General features: G+C 31.2%; 23 protein-coding genes and 1 other RNA gene. 16 read left to right on the top strand and 8 right to left on the bottom strand.

Features of this window, described 5'->3' with window-relative positions; genetic code table 11:
- The first annotated feature begins 1 nt into the window (after position 1).
- From OYT91_RS04945 to OYT91_RS04930, 4 genes are all read left to right on the top strand, one after another.
- Complete coding sequence (locus OYT91_RS04945) at positions 2–1,261, top strand: Y-family DNA polymerase (protein ID WP_281239753.1); 1,260 nt, start codon at positions 2–4, stop codon at positions 1,259–1,261.
- A 1-nt stretch (position 1,262) separates the two neighbouring features.
- Positions 1,263–1,922, top strand: coding sequence for an SOS response-associated peptidase (locus tag OYT91_RS04940; protein ID WP_281239752.1), 660 nt, complete (start codon positions 1,263–1,265; stop codon positions 1,920–1,922).
- Between the two features lie 74 nt (positions 1,923–1,996).
- Positions 1,997–2,332: RNase P RNA component class A (rnpB, locus tag OYT91_RS04935), an RNA gene on the top strand.
- Between the two features lie 26 nt (positions 2,333–2,358).
- Positions 2,359–3,288 (top strand): ketopantoate reductase family protein, encoded by a 930-nt coding sequence (locus OYT91_RS04930; protein WP_281239751.1) that lies wholly within the window; start codon positions 2,359–2,361, stop codon positions 3,286–3,288.
- 1 nt (position 3,289) lies between these two features.
- Here OYT91_RS04930 and OYT91_RS04925 read toward each other — a convergent pair whose 3' ends face one another.
- Positions 3,290–3,979: a response regulator transcription factor gene (locus OYT91_RS04925; protein WP_269222792.1), complete on the bottom strand. Its 690-nt coding sequence runs from the start codon at positions 3,977–3,979 to the stop codon at positions 3,290–3,292.
- A gap of 10 nt (positions 3,980–3,989) precedes the next feature.
- On the bottom strand, positions 3,990–5,348 hold the full coding sequence (locus OYT91_RS04920) for a sensor histidine kinase (protein WP_281239750.1): 1,359 nt from the start codon (positions 5,346–5,348) through the stop codon (positions 3,990–3,992).
- 140 nt (positions 5,349–5,488) lie between these two features.
- Between OYT91_RS04920 and OYT91_RS04915 the strand changes: the two genes are divergently transcribed.
- From OYT91_RS04915 to OYT91_RS04905, 3 genes are all read left to right on the top strand, one after another.
- Complete coding sequence (locus tag OYT91_RS04915) at positions 5,489–7,606, top strand: outer membrane beta-barrel family protein (protein ID WP_281239749.1); 2,118 nt, start codon at positions 5,489–5,491, stop codon at positions 7,604–7,606.
- 110 nt (positions 7,607–7,716) lie between these two features.
- Positions 7,717–8,265, top strand: coding sequence for a hypothetical protein (locus tag OYT91_RS04910; RefSeq protein WP_281239748.1), 549 nt, complete (start codon positions 7,717–7,719; stop codon positions 8,263–8,265).
- A gap of 3 nt (positions 8,266–8,268) precedes the next feature.
- Positions 8,269–8,916 carry a hypothetical protein gene (locus tag OYT91_RS04905; RefSeq protein ID WP_281239747.1) on the top strand — a complete coding sequence of 216 codons (648 nt, stop codon included), beginning with the start codon at positions 8,269–8,271 and terminating at the stop codon, positions 8,914–8,916.
- Positions 8,917–8,979: 63 nt separating this feature from the next.
- Here OYT91_RS04905 and OYT91_RS04900 read toward each other — a convergent pair whose 3' ends face one another.
- Both OYT91_RS04900 and OYT91_RS04895 read right to left on the bottom strand, forming a co-directional pair.
- Positions 8,980–9,582 (bottom strand): RsmD family RNA methyltransferase, encoded by a 603-nt coding sequence (locus tag OYT91_RS04900; protein ID WP_281239746.1) that lies wholly within the window; start codon positions 9,580–9,582, stop codon positions 8,980–8,982.
- On the bottom strand, positions 9,579–10,391 hold the full coding sequence (locus tag OYT91_RS04895; RefSeq protein ID WP_281239745.1) for a DUF3822 family protein: 813 nt from the start codon (positions 10,389–10,391) through the stop codon (positions 9,579–9,581). Before OYT91_RS04895 ends, OYT91_RS04900 begins: the two co-directional genes overlap by 4 nt.
- Positions 10,392–10,757: 366 nt before the next feature.
- On the opposite strand from OYT91_RS04895, the gene OYT91_RS04890 reads away from it, so the two are divergent.
- The 4 genes from OYT91_RS04890 (at position 10,758) to kdsB (ending at position 14,713) form a co-directional block, all read left to right on the top strand.
- On the top strand, positions 10,758–12,182 hold the full coding sequence (locus OYT91_RS04890; protein ID WP_281239744.1) for an ATP-dependent DNA helicase: 1,425 nt from the start codon (positions 10,758–10,760) through the stop codon (positions 12,180–12,182).
- Between the two features lie 108 nt (positions 12,183–12,290).
- Complete coding sequence (gene ygiD / locus OYT91_RS04885; protein ID WP_281239743.1) at positions 12,291–13,121, top strand: 4,5-DOPA-extradiol-dioxygenase; 831 nt, start codon at positions 12,291–12,293, stop codon at positions 13,119–13,121.
- Positions 13,122–13,180: 59 nt separating this feature from the next.
- A complete protein-coding gene (locus OYT91_RS04880) occupies positions 13,181–13,984 on the top strand; it encodes a KilA-N domain-containing protein (RefSeq protein ID WP_281239742.1) in 804 nt (267 codons plus the stop codon).
- 3 nt (positions 13,985–13,987) lie between these two features.
- Positions 13,988–14,713: a 3-deoxy-manno-octulosonate cytidylyltransferase gene (kdsB, locus tag OYT91_RS04875; RefSeq protein ID WP_281239741.1), complete on the top strand. Its 726-nt coding sequence runs from the start codon at positions 13,988–13,990 to the stop codon at positions 14,711–14,713.
- Position 14,714: 1 nt separating this feature from the next.
- On the opposite strand, the gene OYT91_RS04870 is transcribed toward kdsB, so the two are convergent.
- Positions 14,715–15,425 carry a potassium channel family protein gene (locus tag OYT91_RS04870; RefSeq protein ID WP_269222801.1) on the bottom strand — a complete coding sequence of 237 codons (711 nt, stop codon included), beginning with the start codon at positions 15,423–15,425 and terminating at the stop codon, positions 14,715–14,717.
- A 61-nt stretch (positions 15,426–15,486) separates the two neighbouring features.
- A complete protein-coding gene (locus OYT91_RS04865; RefSeq protein ID WP_281239740.1) occupies positions 15,487–16,152 on the bottom strand; it encodes a spermidine synthase in 666 nt (221 codons plus the stop codon).
- 62 nt (positions 16,153–16,214) lie between these two features.
- Between OYT91_RS04865 and OYT91_RS04860 the strand changes: the two genes are divergently transcribed.
- Positions 16,215–16,769 (top strand): 1-acyl-sn-glycerol-3-phosphate acyltransferase, encoded by a 555-nt coding sequence (locus OYT91_RS04860; RefSeq protein WP_281239739.1) that lies wholly within the window; start codon positions 16,215–16,217, stop codon positions 16,767–16,769.
- 100 nt (positions 16,770–16,869) lie between these two features.
- On the opposite strand, the gene OYT91_RS04855 is transcribed toward OYT91_RS04860, so the two are convergent.
- Positions 16,870–17,319: a helix-turn-helix transcriptional regulator gene (locus OYT91_RS04855; protein WP_281239738.1), complete on the bottom strand. Its 450-nt coding sequence runs from the start codon at positions 17,317–17,319 to the stop codon at positions 16,870–16,872.
- Positions 17,320–17,629: 310 nt separating this feature from the next.
- Here OYT91_RS04855 and OYT91_RS04850 point away from each other — a divergent pair, with 310 nt between their 5' ends.
- The 4 genes from OYT91_RS04850 to OYT91_RS04835 all read left to right on the top strand — a co-directional run bounded on the left by OYT91_RS04850 (position 17,630) and on the right by OYT91_RS04835 (position 22,551).
- On the top strand, positions 17,630–18,784 hold the full coding sequence (locus OYT91_RS04850) for a M14 family metallopeptidase (RefSeq protein WP_281239737.1): 1,155 nt from the start codon (positions 17,630–17,632) through the stop codon (positions 18,782–18,784).
- A 76-nt stretch (positions 18,785–18,860) separates the two neighbouring features.
- Positions 18,861–19,340, top strand: coding sequence for an Lrp/AsnC family transcriptional regulator (locus tag OYT91_RS04845; protein ID WP_024981770.1), 480 nt, complete (start codon positions 18,861–18,863; stop codon positions 19,338–19,340).
- Between the two features lie 91 nt (positions 19,341–19,431).
- A complete protein-coding gene (locus tag OYT91_RS04840) occupies positions 19,432–22,017 on the top strand; it encodes a phosphoenolpyruvate carboxylase (RefSeq protein WP_281239736.1) in 2,586 nt (861 codons plus the stop codon).
- Positions 22,018–22,035: 18 nt separating this feature from the next.
- Positions 22,036–22,551, top strand: coding sequence for a DinB family protein (locus OYT91_RS04835; protein ID WP_269222806.1), 516 nt, complete (start codon positions 22,036–22,038; stop codon positions 22,549–22,551).
- Position 22,552: 1 nt separating this feature from the next.
- Here the strand turns inward: OYT91_RS04835 and OYT91_RS04830 are convergent, their stop codons facing one another.
- A complete protein-coding gene (locus OYT91_RS04830; protein ID WP_281239735.1) occupies positions 22,553–23,032 on the bottom strand; it encodes a DNA-deoxyinosine glycosylase in 480 nt (159 codons plus the stop codon).
- Between the last annotated feature and the right edge of the window lie 3 nt (positions 23,033–23,035).

Below are 23,035 nucleotides of genomic sequence, written 5' to 3'. Positions count from 1 at the left end.
CATGTACGCTTTAATGGATTGCAACAACTTTTATGCTAGTTGTGAACGTGTGTTCAAGCCTAGCTTACGAAACAAACCCATTGTTGTCCTGAGCAACAATGACGGCTGTGTTGTGGCACGATCCAATGAAAGCAAAGCGTTGGGCGTAAAAATGGGAGTTCCAATATTCAAAATAAAAGACTTTGTAAAACAACACAATATTGTAGTTTGCTCTTCCAATTATACGCTTTACGGCGATTTGTCTAATCGCGTGATGACCCTAATCAAAAACTTCTCTCCCGATGTCGAAGTCTACAGTATAGATGAAGCTTTTATAAACTTCAACGGTCATCACTATGCCAATTTTGATCAAATTGGACTAGAAATGCACCGCATTATAAAAAAAGGTATTGGAATCCCAATTTCTATCGGATTTGCTCCCACCAAAGCCTTGGCCAAAGTAGCTAATAAAATTGCCAAAAAATACCCAGAACGCACCCAAAACTACTACATCATCGACACCGAAGAAAAACGCATCAAAGCCTTAAAATGGACCAAGATCGAAGATGTTTGGGGCATAGGCAGACAATTCTCTAAAAAACTCCAATCCATTGGGGTGACCAATGCGTACCAATTTACACAATTGAGTGATTCCTATGTTCGAAAATACTTTAGTGTAGTAGGATTAAGACTCAAAAAAGACCTAGAAGGCGAGCCTACCATCCAGTTTGAAGATATTAAACCCAAACAAAACATTGCAACCACTAGAAGTTTTGATGTGATGATGCAAACCCAAGAGGAATTACGAGAACGAATAGCTACGTTTTCGTCCCTAGCAGCTGTAAAGCTACGCAACCAAAAAAGCAATTGCGAACTCATTCAAGTGTTCATTTACACCAACCGATTTCGGCAAGATTTACCACAATACAGTGGGTATAAAACCGTTAAATTGCCGTTCCCAACCTCTTCTACTTTTGAGTTAAATAAATACGCTCAAAAAGTACTGAATGAAATTTTTAAACCTGGATTTCATTACAAAAAAGCAGGCGTCATTTTGATGGGAATTACACAAGATCAAACCCAACAATTATCAATGTTTGAATACGAAAATCCGAAGCATAAAGTCCTGATGCAAGTGCTCGATAAAATGAATGTGAAAATGGGGGAGAAGGTCAAATTTGGCGGACAAGATTTAAAACGAAAATGGAAAATGCGCCAAGAACATCTTTCGCCTTGCTATTCGACTAATCTAAAAGACATTATCACGATAAATTGTCAGTAATATGTGCTTCACAATCCAACTAAAAACCAATGTCAAAAAAGCCGAAACTCGCTTCAAAGCCAAAGTAGATAACCCGTTGCAGTTTCTAGAATCGGATACTATTAGTGGTTTTGCACACTTGAAAACACCTATAATTCGAGACAAATCTCCCGAAATCATTTCTACCAATTACAGTTGGGGACTCATCCCTACTTGGGCCAAAGACGAAAGTGTCCGAAAAAACACCTTGAATGCCAGAATAGAAACGGTAGGAGAGAAACCTTCTTTCAAAAATAGTTTAAACAATCGTTGCCTAATCCTGGCTACCGCTTTTTACGAGTGGCACTGGAATGATCCCAAAGGAAAATCCAAAGACAAATACCAAATCTACTCTCAAGAAGAAGCTCTTTTTGCATTTGCAGGATTGTACAGCCATTGGGTACAGCCTCAAACAGGTGAAACCATTTTTACATACACAATGCTCACCACCGAGGCCAACGAATTAATGCAATACATCCACAACACCAAACAACGCATGCCTGTTGTTTTGAATCGAAAAGACGAAAACGCTTGGCTGGATGCTTCAAATGCTATACAGGATTTTGCTTTTCCGTATCAGGCAAATTTGGTTGGATTTCCAATTCCTAAACCTCACGACAACAGACCTGAAACTCTTTTTTAATGCATAAATAGGGGTTTCGTGTATTCTATTTTAAAGTTAATTCCTGATATTACGTCATAAAAACCTATTTTTGCACCGCAGACCGCCTTATCGTCGTTCCGTCCTGATAGTTATCGGGATCGGGAGGGAGGAAAGTCCGGACACCATAGGGAAGCATAGCGGGTAACACCCGTCGGTTTCGTCTTTACGGGCGAGATTAGGACAAGTGCAACAGAAAGTATGTACAGGTAATGCTGTAGTGAAACCAGGTAAACTCTATGCGGTGAAATATCAAGTATATCAGCATTCAAGGGTTCCCGTCCGTTGCTGAAGGGTAGATAGCTTGAGTCTCGTAGCAATGCGGGATCTAGATAAATGATAAGGCTCCGATTTATTGGAGACAGAATCCGGCTTATAGGTCTGCATTTTTTTAAATTTTTGAGAAATACTTTTTTCTATGCAAACAAGAATTGGAATTCTAGGTTTAGGTGGTGTAGGTGGTTATTTTGGAGGATTATTAGCCAAAGAATATGCTAAATCAAAAACCGTCGAAATTATCTTCATCGCTCGTGGCGAGACACTAAGAAACATTAAGGAATCCGGATTAAAAATTCTATCTGATAATGGTGAGAAAATTGTTTTCCCAGATTTAGTTTCTGATAATCCTGAAATAATAGGTAAAATAGATTACCTGATTTGTGCTACAAAAACGTATGATATTGAAGAAAGTCTGACTTCTATAAAAAATGTGATTACAAAAAACACAGTAATTCTTCCTTTGTATAATGGTGTAGATGCTCCAGAGCGCATCTGTACTCTTTTTCCAGATAATGAAGTTTTGCAAGGTTGCGTTTATATTGTTTCGATGATTGTTTCACCTGGTGTGATTAAAAAAGTTGGTCCTTACGAAAAAATATTTTTTGGATCGGATATGGCTTCCATTTCTAGAATGAATGCTTTGCAAACCATTTTCAAAAATGCTTCAATCGAAAGTTATTTAGTCGATGCTATCGAAGAAACGGTTTGGGAGAAGTTTATCTTTATTTCGGCTTTGGCTTCAGCAACTTCGTATTTAAACCAAAACATTGGTGAGTTGCTAAATAGTGAATCAAGCAGGAAATTTTATGTTTCTTTATTGAATGAAATTACCATGATTGCTGCTGTCAAAGGGCTCGATTTACCGAATGACATTGTTTTTCAAACTATATTAAAACTAGAAAAATCACCACAAGAAGCTACTTCCTCCATGCATCGGGATTTGATAGCAGGACGAAAAATTGAATTGGCTTCCTTGACTGAATTTGTGGTAAATGAAGGTTTGAAATATGAAATTGGCACACCAACATACCAAAAGGTATTGGAGAAATTATCACAACAAGCTATATAATTTAGTTGTTGATCTTAAATTCCAACCCAATGTTACGAACACTTTCGATGCTTATTCGAGAATCATCTTTGAAATACTTGCGAATTTTACTGATGTAGACATCCATACTTCTTCCCGAAAAAAAATCGTCGCTTCCCCAAATCGTTTTCAAAATTTGTTCTCGTTTTACCATTTGATTTTTATGAGTATAAAAAAAATGAATAAGAGCCGCTTCTTTTTCGGTAAGTTGTTGTGTTATAGTGTTATTTTTTAAAGCTAAACGTTTGGTATCAAATAAATAAGCCCCAATTTTCAATTCATCTGCTATTGGGTAATGAGTCTGTTTTTGATTGCTTCTTTTTAAAATATTATTCAGGCGTAAAACAAGTTCGTCGGCTTCAAAAGGTTTTACAATATAGTCATCAGCACCCAATTTTAATCCAATGATTTTGTCTTCTTTTAATTTTCGGGCAGTTAGAAAAACAAAAGGAATTTCGGGATTGATTTTGATGATTTTTTCAGCAAGGGTAAATCCGTCCATTTTGGGCATCATAACATCAAAAACACAGATATCAAAATTTTCAGTTTGGAAAATAGCCAATGCTTCTTCACCATTTTCTGCCCAACTGATCTCATATTGGTATAATTCTAAATATTGTTTGAGAACGCTTGCAAAATCAGCATCATCTTCGGCTAAAAGTACTTTTTTCAATGGCAGATTATTAAACTTTAAACACAATTGTAAATTCCGAACCTTTACCTAAATCACTTATAACATCAATTGTACCCTGATGTGCTTTTATAATTTGCTTTACATAAAAAAGCCCCAAACCTAATCCTTTTGCATTATGCAAATTACCTTCTTCGACTCTGTAGAACTTATCAAACAAAAAGGAATGTTTGTTTTTTGAAATTCCAATTCCATCATCTTTAATACTGATATTAAATTGGCTTTTGATTAATTCGGTATTAATTGTAATAGTGTTACTTCCATATTTCACAGCATTTTCGAGAACATTTAAAATAGCTGTTGTTAAATGAAATTTATCTAAAACCAAAGATGTTTCTTTTGTGTTAAAATGAGTTTCGATATTTACTTTAGGAAATGTAACCTCAAAATCGTCAACGATAGCTTTTAAAAATAATTCTGCATCTATTTTTTCTTTTTGAAGTTCAATTTCATTTTCTCCAAAGGAATTCGCCATTACTTGATCAATTAAATTTTGCAATCGATGATTTTGTCGGGAAATAGTATTCAAAACACTATTGAATTGCTCTTCATTGTTACGGATATCTATACGTTCCAATATTTTTGTAGAAATTCCCAAAGTAGTCAAAGGAGTCTTAAGTTCGTGTGTGATATTGTTGATAAAATCGGTTTTGACATCGCTAACTTTCTTTTGCCTGATTAAAGCTTTGATTGCAATTACAAAAAGAGTTATTAGAGTTAGAATCGATAGGAGTGATAATAACAAAATAATTCTCATTCTTTCGAAAATGATCATTTCCCAATCAATCACGGACACGTACATTGAATCTTCGGTAAGTAATTTATAATCTTGCATTTGGGATGAACCATTTGTTGTACTGACATAATTCCGAACCAAAAAGGCATTATTTAAAGACTTTAAATTACCATAGATTTTATTCTGTATAAGAGGCTTTTCAGAAAAAATAGTATCACTTTTTTTATAGCTATTATAAATGACAAATTTGTTCAGGACAATAGCAAAATCAATGTCAATATTTGGGAAATCTCTTTTGAATCTAAGCTGTATTTTTCGAGTTAATGTGTCATTAGATTCATCTAAAATTAAAGTGTTTTTAATTGCAGATTTTGACTTTTTATCTAAAACATAATTTTGTGCCAATAGCTTATAAAGTCTTTCCTTTTTATTCACGTAAGCCGAATCAATATCGCTGTAATCATTCGTTATTTTGGCAATATCCTCTTTGATCTCCGAGTGAAACTGGGCTACTTTATAATCATAAGCTGTTTTAACCAAATAGCATTGCACAACCGATAAGGTAATCAGAGCAATAATAGAAAATGCGATTAATAAATTGATTCTTTGCTTCATTCGGTAAAATTTGAATTCAAAAATAATTCATTTATTATTCAAATTAGCCATTAACGCCGCATTAACCTTCGATTAACTCACAAAACGGGTATTTAGATTCATTTTTGCAGTGTTTCAAAATCACAAAACATACTATTTTAATGAAAAAAAAATTAAGAATTCAGAATGCAAAAATTATAATCTGTCTTATTATTTCAGCCTTTGGTTACGGACAAAATAACACCGAAAATGACAGTATTTCCAATAAATTAAGCGAAGTAGTGATTACAAAAGAAAAGAAAATGTTTACCAATAAAAATGGAAATATCAAAGTTGATGTGGCCAATTCGATTCTGAATGCAACTCCAAATACAATAGATTTGCTTTCTAAATTGCCCAATATTACCATCAGCGCCGACAAGGAGAATATAACAGTCATAGGAAAAGGAAACCCATTGATTTATATTGACAATCAAAAAGTAGGTATGAATGATTTGAATGCCTTGTCTGTAGACGACATAAAAACCATTGAAATTATAAATAATCCATCTTCTAAATATGAAGCCGAAGGAAGAGCCGTTATTTTGATAACGCGAAAATTCAGCAAAAAAGAAGGTTCGCAGACCAATGTTTCCGAGGTGGCTTCGTTCAAGAAAGAATTCAATAATTATCTGGGGATAAATTCAAGTTTCAAAAAGAATAAATGGGAATGGAAAGCCAATTTTAATTACAATAAATTAAGTCCCTGGGAAAGCCATAGTATTGATTATCAAATTCCAGATGCGGATATCATTTCGAATTATAACGTTGCTACCGCAAATACCAAAAGAAAGCAGTTTATTTTTGGTGGAAGCTTGTTTTATAAAATCAATGAGGAAGATTATTTCTCAATTAGTATCAACAGTAAACTGCAAAGCGAACCTTTTGATATAAACACTACAACCTACAATAAGAATGGAAATGTAGAAAATAATGTTATAACACACAGTGATAATAAGAGCCAAAAGGATTTTATTAACTCTTTTATTAATTATTCCAAGAAAATAAAATCAATAAACACACAATTATTTACTGGTTTTCAATATTCTAATTTTGATCAGGATTCAAAGTCGTTGGCTCAGAATAATTTTAATAACACTCAATTTGAATTGGCCCAAAAAAGTGATCAAAAATTTAATGTAGCTGTTTTTTCTGGCAGGGCAGATTTTGAAAAGAAATTTAAAAATGAAATGAAATTGGAATACGGCGGGCTTTATTTGTTTGCAAAAGCAAAAACAAATTTTGAAATCTTAAATTATGAGACCAATAATACAATCAACTCTATTTATAATTTCAAAGAGAAAAATAGCGCAGGCTATACACAATTATCAGGAAGTTTGAAAAAAATTAGCTATTCAGTTGGTTTAAGAGTCGAAAATACCAATATTGTAGGACAATTTAAGAATGACATCACTCCTTTAATCAGCAAGAACTACACTGATTTTTTTCCGAAAGCACAGTTTGACATACCTATTGACAGCACCAAATCGATAACCGTAAATTATTCCAAAAGCATCTCGAGACCCAATTATTCATCTACAAGTCAGGGGTCGACTTATATTAATCCATATTTTTTATATTCGAGAAATATCAATTTAGATCCAACTATTAACAATCAGATTTCATCTAGTTTTCAATATCACGATAAATCAGTAAAACTAACTTATTATAAAAATACAGATCCTGTTTACAGCAGTTTTATATTTGACAATCAAAATAAAATACTCACTTTTAAAGAAATTAATTTTGAAAAAGAAACAGGTTTTAATTTAGAATTCACCTTGCCTTTTACTTATAAAATTTGGACTTCTACCAACAGCCTAAGCTGTATACTGAATAAAATAGAAGATGATTCTGCTGAATTTATCACAACAAAACCGTATTTATATTATTATTCAAGCAATGAATTTAAACTACTAAAAGGCTACACATTTGTGATTTCAACTTGGGGATTAACGGAACAAAAAGAAGGAGTTTTTAAAAGAAAATCTTTGTTTATTATGGATTTAGGAGTTTCAAAATCATTTTTCACCTATTGGAATTGCACTTTAAGCTATAATGACATTTTTAGAAATACGATTTACAAAGAAAGTTTTACGATAAACAGTATTAGTTCAACAGCCAGATATTTGGTTGATGCACATGAATTTTCAATAGCTATTAAATATTCATTTGGCAAAATAATAACTACTGAGTTCAAAGAAAAAAATATTGATGATAATTCTAATAGGATCCGATAAAAGTTTATATTGCTTATTTATGATTTAAAAAGTACTAAATAACTGCTTCTATTTTTTAAATATAATAATAGTATTACATTTGAGGCTAATTAATATCTATACTTTTATTTATGAAATTGTCTCTCTCTATTGTTCTTTTTTTACTTTTTACTCCTTTATTTAATGTCGTTGCTCAAGAAAACCCTTCTGTTGAGAAAAACTTATTTAAAATTAACCTGCTATTACCTGGTGTTGCATATGAGCACGGCTTTAATACAAAAAACACGCTTTATTCAGAACTAAGTTTTGGAATTGGTTATAGAAATAATGATTATTATGGTTCGGGTTGGTCATTTTATCCGACTATTACAGAACAATTTCGCCATTATTATAATTTTGAAAAAAGAGCTTCTAAAGGAAAAGTTACATCTAATAATTCAGGAGGTTTTATTGCTTTACATGCTAATTATAATTTTAGACCAATTTCGAGCAATGATTCCTATTCCTCAACCGAAACTTCCTTTACTATTGCACCAGTTTGGGGATTTCAGCGAACATACAAAGGCAATTTTAATTTAGGGCTCAATATGGGAGCTGGATACACTGTAAACAGTTACTCTGAAGATAGTGGTTTTGTCCCTGTACTTAATTTTTCTTTGGGCTGGGTAATAGGGAAATAAAATATGAGAAATATTTTTTTAGCAATTTTACTTGTTATCACATCTAGCTTACAAGCTCAACGAATTCGTACTTTTGTAGGAATAGCGGGTTATTTAGACACAGATTATAATGGATCTATTTTTGGAAGTGCAAGTACGGGTTTAGAATTTAAAATCATCAATAATTTCAGACCTGAAATAGAGTTGGGCGTGATGTATGGTACTCCTGAAACCTTTACTGACTATACCGAAACGGGACTTGTACAGAGTATTTTTGAAAGAACAACAACTGCAATAAATTATAGTTTTTGCCCAAAAATTTATCTAGGAAATCCCGATGATTCTGAGACGTGTTTAGTAATTTTACCTAAGTACACCTATTCCAAAGTGTTTGGAAAAACAGAACTCTCAACTAGAAATCCAAACGATTTATCAAAACCTATAGTAGAAAATAAATCAGCAAGCACCTGGGACCATTCTTTGGGAATTGGGATTGGTATTTCAGTGAATTTTTCGGAGAAATATTATCATTCTGCTGATCTAATTTTGTATTTCAATGGTGTTAATTTAGGAACTGCATTAAAAACAATAAACTCAGATAGTACATTAAATACAAAAGACACACTTGGACTGGGGTTTCTTGTCTATTTTGGAGGCAAAAGAAAATCATAATTCTTACCAAAAAAGCCCTAATATTGAAAAATTAGGGCTTTTTTTTATATTCAAAAGGAAATTTTAATCTTCGTCGTCTTCAGTAGTTTTTATATTGGACTCATCATCCATTTCTTCCTCATCCGCAGAATCCAATTCGAAGAAACTAAAAATAGATCCTCCATAACTTTTCTGGAACGAGAAATTGATCATGTGATCCAATTTGGTATATTTGGAGTGCTCGATAACCATCATTCCTTCTTCATTTAGTAATTCTTTTTCGAAAATCAATAAAACAATTTTCTCAAAAGTCTTTTGGTCTAAAGCATAAGGAGGATCGGCAAAAATAATATCATAACTCGTTTTGTTTTTTTCTAAAAAGGAAAAAACATCACTTTTGGTAGCGGCAATATTAAAATCATATTCAGTAGCTACTTGTTTGATGAATTTTACACAACCAAAGTCAGCATCTACAGACGTGATTGGGGTACATCCTCGAGAAGCAAATTCATAACTGATATTTCCCGTTCCCGAGAATAAATCTAGTATTTTCAAGCCTTCAAAACTGAAATGATTATTCAAAACATTGAATAAAGCTTCTTTACTCATGTCAGTTGTTGGCCTAACAGGTAGCCCTTTTGGTGGAAAAATGCGTCTTCCTTTGTATTTTCCAGATATGATTCTCATGAGTTAAAAAGTATAAAATGTTGCTGATTTTGTGCAGTTGAAAACGAATTGATTTTTTGCAAATCAGTTACATCAAAGAAAGATACATTGCGAATGTATTTAAATGCGATTTTATAAAAATCATCATCTTCAGAAATAGCTCCTAATAATTCCAATTGAAAAATCTCGGGGTTCATATTTAACTGCTCGGCTGTAAAAAGCAAATAGTAAATAAAATCCTCGGCTGTTTTATATTCGAATGAATTGAATAACAGTAATTTTTGGTTCTGAATAACAATAATTTCAAAATGTCCAGGATTAAAATGGACAATCATTTTCTTAGTGTCATTGTTTTTGGAAGCATCCAAAAGTTTGGAAACCAAAATGGTATTGGCGTGTTTGTAATCGAAAGCGCCAAATTGATCTATGAAAAAGTTATTGATATTCACATACGGAATGTAAACCGCATTCATTTGATAATTGGTGATTTCATCAAATGCAAAAAAATCGGTTTCAAAAACTTTGGTGTTGTATTGCAAATAACTGCCTAAAAAATGTTCATCGAATAGGGCAGTGGGAACGAATGTTGAAAGATTGTTGTTATGAATCACTTGGATTTCATCATAACTGTCATTCAGTTCTGGATAATTTCGAAAAGCATCCGAAAACAATTCCTCAATCTTGGTTGATTTATGAAAAGTATCAAAACGAATTTCATTTACAGATACAATCCTGTTGTGAAGCGTGTCAAAGCAACAAAAGGAAAGTCCAGTGAGTGAAACTTGAATAGAAAGTTTTTTGTATTTCTTATCGGTTATAATAGTATTCATAGTATTTTTTTCAACATTGCAAACTTACGAATTTAAAGCTCAATACCAATTGCAATGGCAAAAATCAATGGCAAATTCAAATTTCAATGAACAGATAATCAAATTTCAAAAAAAGGGAGTTTTATTATAAATTTCAGAAGCAGAAACATAAGGCATTTTTTGTAAATATGGAACCTGCTATTCGCTACAATTTTTTAATTTTTAAAGGAAAATTAAAAAGATTTCCGCTTCTATCAGGGCTAAAAGTAAACAATTGGATTTTTTGTTATTAATAGTGCCATTAAAATTTGCCATTGCTATTGAAATTGAATTTTGCCATTGAAATTGCCATCGAAATAGCCTTACTTTGCAATCAAAATACACCTAATGAATTCCTCCTTATTTTACAGCCATTTACAGAAAAAATTTCCTTTTCAACCCACGTACAATCAGGATATTTTTTTTCAGAAAATAGCTGTTTTTTTGACTGATACCCATAATGAAACGATTTTTGTACTGAAAGGATATGCCGGAACGGGAAAAACAACGGTCATTTCTACAATTGTAAACAGTTTATTGGAGATTAATAAAAAATATGTTTTGCTGGCCCCAACTGGTCGTGCGGCCAAAGTAATTGCCAATTATTCGAACAAACCTGCTTTTACAATTCACAAAAAGATCTATTTCCCAAAGAAAAATTCAGGGGGAGGCGTGTCTTTTACTTTACAACAAAACAAGCATAAAAACACTATTTTCATTGTCGATGAAGCTTCGATGATTTCAGACACCAATTCGGACTCAAAATTGTATGAAAACGGCTCCTTACTTGATGATTTGATTTCGTATGTATATTCGGGAACCAATTGCAAGATGCTACTTTTGGGTGATACAGCGCAATTACCACCTGTGAATTTGGATATAAGCCCAGCTTTGGATATTCATACGCTGAGTATAAATTACAACAAAGAAGTTGAATATATTGAACTCGACGAAGTAATGCGTCAAGAAGAAAATTCAGGAATTTTGCATAATGCCACTGAGTTGAGGGAATTATTGAAAGATACTTTTATAACCGAGTTTAAATTCAATGTTAGAAAATTCAAAGACATTGTTCGGTTGGTTGATGGGTATGATATTCAGGATGCAATTCATTCGGCTTACAGTAATTTTAGTATAGAAGACACGGCTTTTATTGTTCGTTCCAATAAAAGGGCGAATCAATACAATGAACAAATTAGAACCAAAATCCTAGATAAAGAAAGTGAATTGTCTACAGGCGATTTCCTGATGGTGGTGAAGAATAATTATTTTTGGCTAAAAGACTCGGATGAAGCCGGATTTATTGCCAATGGAGATATTATTGAAGTTCTAGAAATGTTTGGCATAAAAGAATTATACGGTTTTAAATTTGCCAAAGTAAAAATACGAATGATTGATTATCCCGATCAGAAACCTTTTGAAACCGTGCTTTTGATGGATACTATAAAAAGTGAATCTCCGTCTTTGACTTTCGAGGAATCCAATCGTTTGTATCAAGAAGTGATGAAAGATTATGAAAGTGAAACTACCAAATATAAAAAGTTTCAGAAAGTAAAGGAAAACGAATTTTTCAATGCCTTGCAAGTCAAATTCTCGTATGCCATTACTTGTCATAAATCGCAAGGAGGGCAGTGGAATACTGTTTTTATAGAACAACCGTATTTGCCAAATGGTATTGACAGAGATTACATCCGATGGTTGTATACCGCTATGACAAGAGCCAAAAATAAGCTATATTTGATAGGCTTTAAAGATGAAAGTTTTACAGAATAACATTCAAAAATTGAACTATTAAGAAATTAAGTTTCATTTAGCATAAATATTAAAATCTTAATTGCCTAATTTCTTAATGGTTAAAAAACAATACTAAATGTTTTTATTATGAACACGCTAAACGATTTACATAAAATATCAGGCTCTTTTTCGAATACCGAAAAAATGCCGGTTTTATTTTTGGGACACGGTAGCCCTATGAACGCTATTGAAGAGAATCAGTTTGTGACCGGTTTTCGTGATTTGGCCAAAACATTACCCAAACCCAATGCTATTTTGTGTATTTCGGCGCATTGGTTTACTAACGGAACCAAAGTTACAGCAATGGAATTGCCGAGAACCATCCATGATTTTGGAGGTTTCCCGGAAGAATTATTTGCAGTGCAATATCCTGCCAAAGGAAGCCCTGAATTGGCAACCATAACTCAAGAATTATTACTTCCAACCGAAGTAGAATTAGACCAACATTGGGGGTTGGATCATGGTGCTTGGAGTGTAATTAAACATTTATATCCCGATGCTAATATTCCTGTAATTCAGATGAGTATCGATTACACAAAATCAGGACAATATCATTTTGAATTGGCGCAAAAATTAAGTGCTTTACGAACCAAAGGAATCCTGATTGTAGGCAGTGGAAATATCATTCATAATTTGAGAATGGTCGATTTTAGAAATATCAATACGGATAATTACGGTTACGATTGGGCAGTTGAAGCTAGATCTGATATCAATGACTATTTGCTTGATGGAAATTTTCAACCACTTATTGATTTCGAAAAACAAAGCAAAGCTTTCCAATTGTCAATTCCCACACCCGAACATTATTTACCCTTAATTTATACCTTGGGATTAAAAGGAAAATCAGAGGAATTGAGTTTGTTTAATGATAAATTGGTTGCTGGGTCGTTGAGTATGACATCGGTTAAAATTGTGTAGATTGATTTTATAGAAAAATCTTATATTTGAGAAAAAATATAATTTAGAAAACGCAATAGATGGCTAAAATTAAAGTTAAAGACACCGAAATTACTATTGTTTCAATCAATGACAATGATTATATTTCTATTACAGACATTGCAAAACACAAAACTGACGATACAAGTGCAACCATTGGAAATTGGATGCGAAATAGAAATACATTAGAGTTTTTAGGGCTTTGGGAAATATTATATAACCCCAATTTTAAACCCCTCGAATTCGAGGGGTTTAAAAAAGAGGCAGGTCTGAATGCTTTTACAATGTCGCCACAAAAATGGATAAATACAACTGGTGCCATTGGTTTTATTTCAAAATCAGGACGATACGGCGGGACGTTTACACATAAAGATATCGCCTTTAAATTTGCCAGTTGGATTTCAGTTGAGTTTGAACTTTATATTGTTAAAGAATTTCAGCGTTTAAAAGAAGAAGAACAAAAACATATTGGTTGGTCCGTGCACAGGGAATTAACAAAAATAAACTATCATATTCATACAGATGCTATTAAGCATAATTTAATACCCCGAATACTTTCTGATTTGCAAATTTCAATGGTGTATGCTAATGAAGCCGATGTATTAAATATGGCTTTGTTTGGGGTAACTGCTAAACAATGGCGCGAACAAAATCTTGATTTGAAAGGAAATATTCGAGATTATGCCTCAATAAATGAATTGATTTGTTTGTCAAATCTTGAAAATTTGAATGCTCATTTTATCAACGAAAATTTACCGCAAAAAGAACGATTAGTAAAACTTAATAAAATAGCAATACAGCAAATGAGCATTTTAAAAGAAGTTGAAAACAAAAAATTAAAATAAAAAATGAAAATAATAGCAGTCATTCCCGCCCGTTACGCATCTACACGATTTCCAGCAAAACTCATGCAGGATTTAGGAGGTAAAACGGTAATCCTTCGAACCTATGAAGCAGCTATAAATACTCGATTGTTTGATGATGTGTTTGTAGTAACCGATTCAGATTTAATTTATAATGAAATTGTTTCCAACGGTGGAAAAGCCATTCGAAGCATCAAAGAGCACGAATCCGGAAGCGATCGAATTGCTGAAGCTGTAGAAAATCTAGACGTTGATATTGTTGTGAATGTGCAAGGGGATGAACCCTTTATAGACAAAGAGCCATTAGAAAAAGTGATAGCAGTTTTTAGAAATGAGGAATCAAAACAAGTTGATTTGGCTTCTTTAATGCGTGAAATAAAAGAGGAGAACGAAATCAACAACCCAAATAATGTTAAAGTAGTTGTCGATCAAAACTCATTTGCCTTATACTTTTCACGATCTGTGATTCCGTATCCAAGAGAAAAAAATGTAGGCGTTCGTTATATGCAACATATCGGTATTTATGCTTTTAGAAAACAAGCATTGTTGGACTTTTATAGTTTACCAATGAAATCATTGGAAGCCTCCGAAAAATTAGAGCAATTGCGCTATCTCGAATTTGGAAAACGAATCAAAATGGTTGAAACCACTCATATTGGAATAGGAATTGACACTGCTGAAGACTTGGAAAAAGCGAGAAAGATGATTTGAATCAATCTTGATTGTCATGATCAAAATAGCCTTTAGATTTAATCTTTGCAGAGAAAAAATTAAGAAAAAGTACTACAAAAAATAGGAATAATAAAGCTTGTGTAGTTACTAGAAATTTACCAATGGTTGTTACGGGATGATAATCTCCATATCCAATGGAAGAAGAGGTTATGATGCTAAAATAGATGGCGTCAAACCAATGATAAAAAGGTTTGTTTAAATAATTACCACAAGAATATAAAACAGCAAAAGCAAACGAAATTTCCAGATAATTAAAAAATAGCAAAAGCATGGAACGTTTATAAGAACGTGGTCTTGAAAACATATCGGAAGCAAAAATAAGTGTTGGAATGTAAAAAACGGTCTCCAAAAAGACATAAACTAAAATCACAACAACCCAATGATATTCTTGCCAATGGTTGATTAAAATCATTAATGGAAAACAAACTTTGAGTAATACATAAAAATCCAATGCTAAATCTTCATACTCAACTCCTTTTTTATGGGCAAAATATTTAATGTAAATTCCAGGAAAAAGCAATTGAGAAGAGGAAAGAAATAATCGTACAATTTTTTCCAATCCATTATCGTCTTCATGATCATTATTCCAAATCGCCTTAATGTTTTGAAATCGTTTTTCTAAAGGATTAAATTTAGATTTCGTTTCTCTAACAGCTTTACCCAATAATAACTTCTTTAGTATTGATTTCATAATAATGCCATTAAATATATCTAGTAAAAGTAAAATTTTAAAAGATCAAAAAGAAACAATATCATTCCAATTTTTCAATAATAATCAATTCATTGTGCAATTCGATTCTGGGTATAGACTGAATTTTGAAATTCACATCATCAAAATCTTTAATGAAATTTTGATTTCTAAAATTATCCCCTGCTGTCAAACACATCGTATTAAAAAGTACTAATCCTTTGCTCTTAAGTAAAAAACAAATTCGATTGATAAAAAACTTTTCGAACAAAAAATTTGGCATTGTAGTGTCTTGAAAAATATCGATGATTATCAAATCATATCTATCTTTTGTTTTCAAAACAAACTCAAACGCGTCATCTATAACTATGTTTAAGTTTTTGATTTCGTAAAGTTTAAAATATTCGTTTGCAATTTTTATTATTTCCTTATCAATATCTACTCCTGTGATTTGCCCTTCAAAATGAATTTCATCTACCAGTGTTTTAATGACACTTCCGCCAGCAACTCCTAAAACCAAGATATGCTCCATTTTAGCAATTTTTTCAAATCCAAAATGCATTAACCCTTTTCTTAAAATACGCTGCAAACTTCCATAAGAATAGTTAGTATTTTCAGAATCGAGTACCAACTCACCATTCGCCCATGTAACTTCAATGGTTTTACTTAAAGTTGATTTAGTTTTGTATATTTTAATTGGTATTAGGTAACTTAATAATTTCCGAAGCATTATTTTATGTTTTTATCAAAAATAAGATAATAATTATTTAATTTGTACAAAATTTATGGCTAATGAAGAAACAAATATATAAATGGATTTTTCACAACGTAATGGGTTGGAAAATTGAAGGAAGTCTTGATGAAGAAATAAAAAAATCAGTATTAATGGTAATGCCACATACGAGTTGGCATGATTTTTATGTAGCTATGTTTTGCAGAGGGGCTTTAGATCTTGATATTAATTGGATTGGTAAAAAAGAATTATTCCGTTTTCCTTTCGGTTATTTTTTTAAATACTTAGGAGGCGCACCTTTAGATAGAACTGGTGGTTTAAATAAGGTAGAATCCATAGCAAATATATATAAGTCAAGAGAAACATTTCGTTTGGGCGTATCACCAGAAGGAACACGCAAAAAAGTAGAACAACTTAAAACCGGTTTTTATTATATCGCTATTACCGCACATGTTCCAATTATTCCAATATCTATAAATTTTGAAAAAAAAATAGTAGCAATAGGAAATCCATTTTATCCTACTGGTTCAATTGATTCTGATTTAATTATTTTGAAGAAACACTTTATTGATGCAAAAGGTAAAATTCCAGAAAAAGGATTTAAAGTAACTTAAAAATTAACCTCCTGAGAATTGCTTAAAATATTTTTTATAACATATTATACAAAATATTCAATTCTCAGGCATTTACCAATTATAGCATTGAATTCCGTTTTCAGGAGAACTGAGATGAGAAAATTTTAAATGTGCCATTTTTATAAAAGAATACAATTTTTTCAATTTCATCCTTATTTTCATTTTCATCAGGCCTTATCATTTGTTTAAATTTTGATTGATCAACAATTGGTTCATGCGAATTCGAAATAGGAGTAAACAAATCAATTGGAGTAGAAGTATTGCTATCTGTTATGTCATTACTCAAATTTTCAATAGCAACTGATTTAGGAAAAGTTCCCTTACCATTTAGTATCCAATATAAATCTACATCAGGGAAAAAATCGATAATCTTTAATATAAAATCTAAACTAGGTTTGTTTCTACCAGAGAGAAGGTGAGACATACTAGAACGTTGCACGCCAATTTTGTCTGCAAATGAAGAGGCATTAAGACTGTAATATTCAAGTATAATTTCCAATCTTTTTATGAAATCATCCGTGTTTACCATTGTAAATTGTATTTCAAATTGATGTATTTACAAATGTAATTAATAGGAGTGAAGTAACCTAATTTACAATGTTAAATTCAGTAAATACCTTTAATTAACTTAAAGTAATTATTAAATATAAAATACATATATAATTGATTTATAGGATATTATATTGATAAAAATTAATTGTAAATTCACTCTAAATATGTAGGATAAAGAATTAATGATTCATTATAAATACTGTTTACAAACTTAATCTTTACTCACTTTTTGAAATTTACAATTGTAAATACAAAGATGTTTACTTTTGTAAATTAAACATTATACCATGAATTTAGAACAACTATTCGATCAAAATAAAGAAAATACAATTCAAGGTCGTTATATTACATTAGAAAATATCGAACCCTTATTGAACAATAAATCCCTAAAAAAGGATGTAAAAATAATTGGGAAATCTGTTTTAGGACAACCCATTTACAGCTACCAAAAAGGAAACGGTAAACTTAAAATTTATCTTTGGTCGCAAATGCACGGAAACGAAAGCACAACGACAAAAGCGCTTTTTGACTTCATAAACGTATTAAACAATGGATCCGACTTAGTCGAAAAACTATTGGAAACTTTTACTTTTTATTGCATTCCAATGTTAAATCCCGATGGGGCCAAAGCCTATACAAGAGTAAATGCGAATAATATAGATTTAAATCGTGATTCCCAAAACCTTACTCAACCTGAAAGTCAAGTTTTAAGAAATATTTTTGAAGAATTAAAACCTGATTATTGTTTCAATCTTCATGATCAACGTACAATTTTTGGTGTTGATGATACCGGAAAACCTGCAACAGTTTCGTTTTTAGCACCATCCTATAATGAAGAAAGAGAAATTAATGATTCTCGATTGAAAGCAATTAATTTAATTGCAGGTATAAATGACGTCTTGCAAAAATACATTCCTGGTCAAGTTGGCCGTTTTGATGATTCTTTTAACCTTAATTGCATAGGAGATACATTTCAATATATGGGTGTACCTACGGTTTTATTTGAAGCTGGACATTTTCCTAATGATTACGATAGAGAAATAACAAGAAAATGCATCTTCATATCTTTGATTTCAAGTTTTATCATTCTTAGCGAAAACGATGTAGTTAGCAATAGAAATGATAAATATTTGAACATTCCTCAGAATAATGTCGTTTTTTTTGATTTTATGTATAAAAATGTCAAAATAAATTATGATGGTATCGAAATAATCACGAATTTTGTAGCTCAATATAAAGAAGAGTTAATTGACAATAAAATAATTTTTAATGCTTACATAGTTGAAGTAGGTGATTTGAAAGGATATTTTGGACATTTTGAGTATGATGCGAAAGAAGCAACTTATTTTGATGCATTTTCAAATTATCCAAAAGAAAATCAAATAGCAAATTTCAATTTTGATAAAAAAGTATTTTTCGTTAATGGGTTATTAAAAAAATAATTTATTATCTGTTAATTTAATTTTTATTTATATTTTTAACTTTTTTGATATAAAATAACCATATAATTAAAGAATTATGAGTAAGTTTCGTTTAGATGAAGTAGATCACCAGATTTTAGATATGTTGATAGACAACACAAGAGTTCCGTTTACTGACATCGCTAAAAAATTATTGATTTCAGCTGGAACGGTTCATGTTAGAGTTAAAAAAATGGAAGATGCCGGTATTATAATGGGTTCTTCTTTAGTTCTTGATTACGATAAATTAGGATATTCATTTATAGCATATGTAGGTGTATTTCTTAATAATACTTCTCAAACAAAATTTGTTTTAGAGCGAATCAATGAAATCCCTTTTGTAACTGTTGCATCTGTTACTACTGGTAAATTCAATATTTTTTGCAAAATTAGAGCAAAAGACACAAAACATGCTAAAGATGTTATTTTCATGATAGATGATATCGAAGGTGTTTATAGAACAGAAACAATGATTTCTCTTGAAGAAAGTATAAATGATAAAAAGCGTTTGATGCATACTATTTTTAAAGAAATGTAAACAAACCTTGAATGCTATGAATAAATAAGCCTCAAGTGAATTCTTGGGGTTTTTTTATGATAAATTAACCAAACTATATAAATGTATCATTATGTACACATTACCAAAAATAGAACGTTTTAACCAAAATGTTTTATCAAAATACCATATATACAACAGTGTTTTTATAACATTACCTTTTGATTCTGTTGACAATACAGGTGTGTTATTACCTATTTTCAGTGATTTATGTGATAATGGATTCAAAAAACAAGAAACACCAACGGAAATTTTTGATTTCTTTTCTGAAAAATATTTGACAGATGCCACTGAAAAAGATAAAATAAATTTGATGTTTTATTTTATTCAATACATTGAACGTCAAATTGTTTTGTTTGATGCTATAGAAGATGCCGCTTTTCCAGTAGTAAATAATATGGAAGGTAGAGGATCACTTCGTGATATCAAAGAAAGATCTGATGTGAAAAATAATAAAGAAGAGTTAATACATTTTTTAGAAAATTTTAATGTTCGCACTGTATTAACTGCACATCCAACCCAGTTTTATCCTGGTCCTGTTTTAGGTATCATAAACGATTTAACCGATGCTATTAGAAGTAACAACTTATTGGATATCAAACAACTATTGGCTCAATTGGGGAAAACTCCTTTTATTCAAAATGAGAAACCCAATCCTTATGACGAAGCCATTAGTTTAATTTGGTATCTCGAAAATGTGTTTTATAACACATCTGGTGAAATGGTACATTATTTACAAAAAAATGTTTTTGAAGGCGAATCAATAAAAAACCCATTGATTAAACTTGGCTTTTGGCCTGGTGGTGACCGTGATGGAAATCCATTTGTTACAACCGAAATTACTTTAAAAGTAGCCGAAAGATTGAGAACTTCAATTTTGAAATGTTATTATATCGAAATCCGTAATCTAAAACGTAAACTTACCTTTCCTGTTGTAGATACTTTAGTTATGGAATTAGAACAAAAGCTATACCGATCTGTTTTTTATTCTAAAGGAGAGATTTTTATAACTTTAGAAGAATTTGAAACTCAGCTAAACAAAATTAAAACCATTATAGTTGAACAACATCAATCATTATATGTTGATCAAATTGATGCGCTTCTTATCCGATTGAATCTGTTTGGTTTTCATTTCGCTTCTTTGGATATTAGACAAAATAGTAAAATTCACCAATCTGTATTTTATGATATTGTAGATTACTATTCAAAATCTAAAACCAATATATTTCCTAATAATTACTTTCAATTATCAGAAGATGAAAAAATAGAAGTACTTTCTGGAGTAAAAGGAAATTTGGATTCTGCTGATTTTGAAAATGAAATGACAAAATCTACGATAGATTCAATACATGCTATAAAAACTATTCAAGAAAAAAATGGTGAATTTGGTGCAAACCGATATATCATTAGCAATAATGAAAGTGCCTTAAATGTTATGGAAACTTTTTCATTATTTAAACTGTGTGATTGGGAACATGCAACTGTCGATGTAATCCCTTTATTTGAATCAGTTGATGATTTACAAAATGCCCATTTGGTAATGGAAAAATTATATTCAAATCCTGAATATTCCAGACATTTAGTTCATAGAGAAAACAAACAAACTATAATGCTTGGTTTTTCTGATGGTACAAAAGATGGTGGATATTTAATGGCAAACTGGAGTATCTATAAAGCCAAAGAAGCGCTTACTGAAATTTCTAGAAAATACGGAATTCATGCTATTTTCTTTGATGGACGTGGTGGACCACCAGCTCGAGGAGGAGGAAAAACACATAAATTTTATGCTTCGCTTGGACCTAATATTGAAAATAATGAAATTCAAATTACAATTCAAGGACAAACTATTAGTTCAAATTTTGGAACTTTAGATTCTTGTCGCTATAATTTGGAAAATCTATTAAGTGCTGGTGTAGCAAATCAAGTTTTCAATAAAGGACAAAACAAACTGACTTCTGAAGAAAAAGAAACTTTAGACCAAATTGCTGATTTAGGTTATGATAAATATTTAAGTTTCAAAAACCATCCAAAATTTATTCCTTACTTGGAACAAATGAGTACATTGAAATATTATGCCAAAACAAATATTGGTAGTAGACCTTCAAAACGAAGTAAATCTGAGAATCTCGATTTTGCTGATTTGCGTGCTATTCCATTTGTTGGATCTTGGAGTCAATTAAAACAAAATGTTCCTGGATTTTTTGGTGTAGGATCAGCTTTAAAATATTTTGAAGATACAAATCAGTGGGATAAGGTTCAAGATTTATATAATAATTCTTTGTTTGTAAAAACATTGTTAGAAAATAGTATGATGTCTTTGGCTAAATCATTTTTTCCTTTAACAGCTTATATGAGTAAGGATCCTGAATTTGGAGCTTTTTGGCAAATTATTTATGATGAATTTTTAGAAACCAAACGTTTGTTATTGAAAATTGCAGGGCATAAAGAACTTATGGAAAATTATCCTGATGGTATAGCTTCTATTAAGATGAGAGAGCGTATTGTGTTGCCATTGTTGACAATACAACAATATGCTTTGTTAAAAATTAATGAATTAAATAAAAAAGAGAACCCTGATTTAGACTTGATCGGTGTGTATGAAAAAATAGTAACTCGATCTCTTTTTGGAAATACAAATGCTAGTAGAAATTCAGCTTAATATTTAAATTCTATATTTATGAATTCAAATCAATTGCCAATTAATGAATATTCAAAATTCAATTCAACATATATAAAAGCTCTTGATAATGTTGAATTATTTGAAGAATTAGAAATAAGTTTACACGATTTCATCAAATTTATCCAAAATATTCCATTGGATAAATTTGATTATAGTTATGCTGAAGGCAAATGGACGATTAAAGAAATTATTCAGCATATTATTGATGCCGAAAGAATTTTTGCTTATCGAGCACTAAGAATTTCTAGAAACGACAAAACACCTTTACCAGGATTTGAAGAAAATGATTATGTTGTCAATACTAATGCAAAAAGTAGAAGTATTCAAGAATTATTAACAGAATTTTCAGCGGTACGACATTCTAACTTATTAATGTTCAAAAGTTTTTCAGGAGAACAATTAGCTAGAATTGGAATTGCCTCGGAAAATGAAGTTTCGGTAAGAGCATTAGGTTTTTTGATTATTGGTCACATGAAACATCATCAAAAAGTTTTTGCAGAAAGATATTTGTAAATTACTCAAAGCAAGTTGACCAAATTTTCAACTTGTTTTCAAAAGACATTGTATTTGCAGGACTAGTCGAAGGCATCACATAATAAGTGATGCCTTCTATTTGTCCGAATCTTTTATAAAAAAAAGCATGACTTTGTTTTCCATTGAAAATTATTTTGGTAATAGATGGAAATTCTTTGAATAGCATTTCAAAATCATTTTCCTTTTTATTCTTGATGTGAATGTCTAAACTTCCTTTTCTTTCACAATTTTCTAAAACATCCCATAAACCAATTTTATTATATTGAAGCAATTGAATTTTTTCTTCAAAAGTTTCAGGAATTGGTAATATGTCAAAAAGGGTGTAAATTATTTTCCAAAAATGATTTCGCGGATTAGCATAATATTCTTGTTTGACAAGCGACACAACTCCAGGCATAGTACCTAAAATTAAAATTTCAGTTTTTGAATTGATGAAATATGGAAAAGAGTGTATCGTCATAAA

This window comes from Flavobacterium praedii, from assembly GCF_026810365.1.
GTDB classification, from domain to species: domain Bacteria; phylum Bacteroidota; class Bacteroidia; order Flavobacteriales; family Flavobacteriaceae; genus Flavobacterium; species Flavobacterium praedii.
This window is presented reverse-complemented; position numbering and strand designations above follow the sequence as displayed.

Bases quoted from the DNA above. Each gene is read 5' to 3' on its own strand.
- OYT91_RS04945 (WP_281239753.1), top strand. From the start codon at position 2: ATGTACGCTTTAATGGATTGCAACAACTTTTATGCTAGTTGTGAACGT.
- OYT91_RS04940 (WP_281239752.1), top strand. From the start codon at position 1,263: ATGTGCTTCACAATCCAACTAAAAACCAATGTCAAAAAAGCCGAAACT.
- OYT91_RS04930 (WP_281239751.1), top strand. From the start codon at position 2,359: ATGCAAACAAGAATTGGAATTCTAGGTTTAGGTGGTGTAGGTGGTTAT.
- OYT91_RS04920 (WP_281239750.1), bottom strand. From the start codon at position 5,348: ATGAAGCAAAGAATCAATTTATTAATCGCATTTTCTATTATTGCTCTG.
- OYT91_RS04915 (WP_281239749.1), top strand. From the start codon at position 5,489: ATGAAAAAAAAATTAAGAATTCAGAATGCAAAAATTATAATCTGTCTT.
- OYT91_RS04910 (WP_281239748.1), top strand. From the start codon at position 7,717: ATGAAATTGTCTCTCTCTATTGTTCTTTTTTTACTTTTTACTCCTTTA.
- OYT91_RS04905 (WP_281239747.1), top strand. From the start codon at position 8,269: ATGAGAAATATTTTTTTAGCAATTTTACTTGTTATCACATCTAGCTTA.
- OYT91_RS04900 (WP_281239746.1), bottom strand. From the start codon at position 9,582: ATGAGAATCATATCTGGAAAATACAAAGGAAGACGCATTTTTCCACCA.
- OYT91_RS04895 (WP_281239745.1), bottom strand. From the start codon at position 10,391: ATGAATACTATTATAACCGATAAGAAATACAAAAAACTTTCTATTCAA.
- OYT91_RS04890 (WP_281239744.1), top strand. From the start codon at position 10,758: ATGAATTCCTCCTTATTTTACAGCCATTTACAGAAAAAATTTCCTTTT.
- ygiD (WP_281239743.1), top strand. From the start codon at position 12,291: ATGAACACGCTAAACGATTTACATAAAATATCAGGCTCTTTTTCGAAT.
- OYT91_RS04880 (WP_281239742.1), top strand. From the start codon at position 13,181: ATGGCTAAAATTAAAGTTAAAGACACCGAAATTACTATTGTTTCAATC.
- kdsB (WP_281239741.1), top strand. From the start codon at position 13,988: ATGAAAATAATAGCAGTCATTCCCGCCCGTTACGCATCTACACGATTT.
- OYT91_RS04870 (WP_269222801.1), bottom strand. From the start codon at position 15,425: ATGAAATCAATACTAAAGAAGTTATTATTGGGTAAAGCTGTTAGAGAA.
- OYT91_RS04865 (WP_281239740.1), bottom strand. From the start codon at position 16,152: ATGCTTCGGAAATTATTAAGTTACCTAATACCAATTAAAATATACAAA.
- OYT91_RS04860 (WP_281239739.1), top strand. From the start codon at position 16,215: ATGAAGAAACAAATATATAAATGGATTTTTCACAACGTAATGGGTTGG.
- OYT91_RS04855 (WP_281239738.1), bottom strand. From the start codon at position 17,319: ATGGTAAACACGGATGATTTCATAAAAAGATTGGAAATTATACTTGAA.
- OYT91_RS04850 (WP_281239737.1), top strand. From the start codon at position 17,630: ATGAATTTAGAACAACTATTCGATCAAAATAAAGAAAATACAATTCAA.
- OYT91_RS04845 (WP_024981770.1), top strand. From the start codon at position 18,861: ATGAGTAAGTTTCGTTTAGATGAAGTAGATCACCAGATTTTAGATATG.
- OYT91_RS04840 (WP_281239736.1), top strand. From the start codon at position 19,432: ATGTACACATTACCAAAAATAGAACGTTTTAACCAAAATGTTTTATCA.
- OYT91_RS04835 (WP_269222806.1), top strand. From the start codon at position 22,036: ATGAATTCAAATCAATTGCCAATTAATGAATATTCAAAATTCAATTCA.
- OYT91_RS04830 (WP_281239735.1), bottom strand. From the start codon at position 23,032: ATGACGATACACTCTTTTCCATATTTCATCAATTCAAAAACTGAAATT.